The organism is Deinococcota bacterium, assembly GCA_030858465.1.
Lineage (GTDB): Bacteria > Deinococcota > Deinococci > Deinococcales > Trueperaceae > JALZLY01.
Window position 1 is genome coordinate 1 of record JALZLY010000130.1, and the last position, 2,096, is coordinate 2,096.

A 2,096-nucleotide genomic window follows, 5' to 3' on the forward strand; every position below is an offset into this window, starting at 1 on the left:
TCACGAGCAGGGTGGCACGGGCGTTATAGACGCGGTCTACGTTGCCGGAAAGCATATAGGCGGCCGCGCCGGCCAGCAGGGCGACGATCAACGCGACCGGCAGGCCCCGCAGCAGGAAGCGAGCGAGGTCCTCGAAGGAGATGGTGATGTCTTGGCTTTGGTTCATACGGTTATCCTTAACAGTTATCCTTAAAGGTAGATAGACTCGAGGATGAACATTGCTGGGTCTTGATGGGATAAGCCCGTCCGGCGGGCCACGCACCTCCTGCACTATAAACGTTCCAGCCCTGGATTGTATATGCGCACGTCACCTCGCCGCCTCGAGGCACAAGGCCACCACGAGGCACAAGGGAGGCGGCGGGTCGCGGCTCATGGCCAAATCATAGGCGTTGACGGAGGCACTCGAGATGATAGTCGTCACCATCAAGCCTTCACCATCAAGCCTTCATCACACCCTCACGGACTTCACCACGCCCTCACCGTTGTGCGCCACGTGCGCCACCGCCGGGCTTGGGGTTGGGGTGGGTGTGCTAGACTCTCGAGCTATGCGCATTGGACTGATCACCCGCCTGCTCTGGCCGCGCTACGGCCCCTTTTGGGAGGCGCTCTTCGGCCACGCCGGACTGGAAACCGTGACCGCGCCGCGGGACGGCTTGGGGCGCGCCCTGCGCGACGTGCGCCTCGCGGCCGTGCCGGGGGTGGCCTTCGAGCTGGCCGCGGCTCAGGCGCTCGCGCTCCATGACGCCGATGTCCTGCTGGCCCCGGAGCTCAATCCGGGCGAGGAGACGGCGCGGGGCAGCGGTCAGGACCCCTGGATCGCCTCCTTTCCCGACACGCTCGCCAAAGTGATGGTCGGCCTGCCGCCCGTGCTCGGCGTGCCCGCCAGCCTGGACGCAGCCCTCGAGTCCCTGGCAATCGGCACCCTGCAGACACTCATCCACGATCCCGCCTTGGCACGGCGCGCCTGGGAGAGGAGCCGGGCGCTCGCCAAGCCGCCACGCTACGGCGAGCCGCGCTGGACCGCGCTCGGCCGCGAGACGGTCGGCCTGGTCGCGCAGCCCTGGCTCCTCGGCGACGGCATCGTAGAACGGCTGGGGGCGTGGGTAGGCGTCGAAGGGCGTCACCTCGTCTCGCAACACGTGCTCAACCCCGCCGCCCTGCGTGAGGAAGGCCGCCGCGTGGGCGAACGCCTCATCGGCAGCGACCGCGAGGTCCTGGGCGCGGCGCACCTGATGGCGCGCAAGGGCAGCGTCGCGCGGCTCGTCATGCTGATAGACGAGTCTTCCGGCGCGGACACCTTGCTGCGGGGCAGGCTCGAGCGGAACCTGCGCAAGCCGCTCGAGATCGTGTCGCTGCAAGACCTGCTGGGGCAAACCTCGCTGGGGCAAACCGCGCCGGGGCAGGCACGCTCTAGCGCGGCCACCCTCCTGGACTGAGCCCAAAAGAGGCGTCGGTGCTCTTTTTCACCGCCTTCCTGCTCGTGATCTACGCGCTCGTCAACGTCCTCGGCGCCTGGGCGGTCTTGCGCCGCAAGCGCTGGCTGGCCTGGCTCTTCATGTTGGCGGCGCTCGCCCTCATGCTGTCCGCGGCGGCGCTGCTGTCGGCCTTGCCCCCGGCCCGCTACCTCTTGATCGGCGGCCTCGTCCTCGCCTCGCTCGCCGGCTATCTGAACGCCCGGCTGATGGTCGGCCGCGCCCTGCCGGTGAACCAGCTCGTGCGGGCTCTTATCGGCCTCGGCCTCTACGGGCTGGTGCACTGGGCACTCGGCTAGTAGTCAGTCAACCTTCTTTTGATGGGTCATTGCGTTCACGAAGTATCCCGATTCGCGCAGCACTCCGCAGCAAGGGTGGAGCGAAGCAACGCGGCAATCTTGTTCTTGGTACACGGTTTGGAGATTGCTTCACACAGGTCAGGGCCAACGGCCCAACGGCTACGTACTAGGCTCACTAGAGCCGTCCTCGTGGACGCACTAGTGGTCTGTCAGCCTTCTTTTGATGGGTCATTACGAGGAGCGAAGCAACGCGGCAATCTCGTTTTTGGTACACGGTTTGGAGATTGCTTCACTTGGTTCGCAATGTTCGCGCAGCACCCCGCAG

General features: G+C 66.1%; 2 protein-coding genes. Both read left to right on the forward strand.

Annotated features, from left to right (window positions below; genetic code table 11):
- Positions 1–545: 545 nt before the first annotated feature.
- Complete coding sequence (locus M3498_06210) at positions 546–1,436, forward strand: hypothetical protein (protein ID MDQ3458877.1); 891 nt, start codon at positions 546–548, stop codon at positions 1,434–1,436.
- Between the two features lie 17 nt (positions 1,437–1,453).
- Positions 1,454–1,771 carry a hypothetical protein gene (locus M3498_06215; protein MDQ3458878.1) on the forward strand — a complete coding sequence of 106 codons (318 nt, stop codon included), beginning with the start codon at positions 1,454–1,456 and terminating at the stop codon, positions 1,769–1,771.
- The last annotated feature ends 325 nt before the right edge of the window (positions 1,772–2,096 follow it).

What these genes read in the sequence shown, in the direction of transcription:
- M3498_06210 (MDQ3458877.1), top strand. Translation starts at nt 546, where the DNA reads ATGCGCATTGGACTGATCACCCGCCTGCTCTGGCCGCGCTACGGCCCC.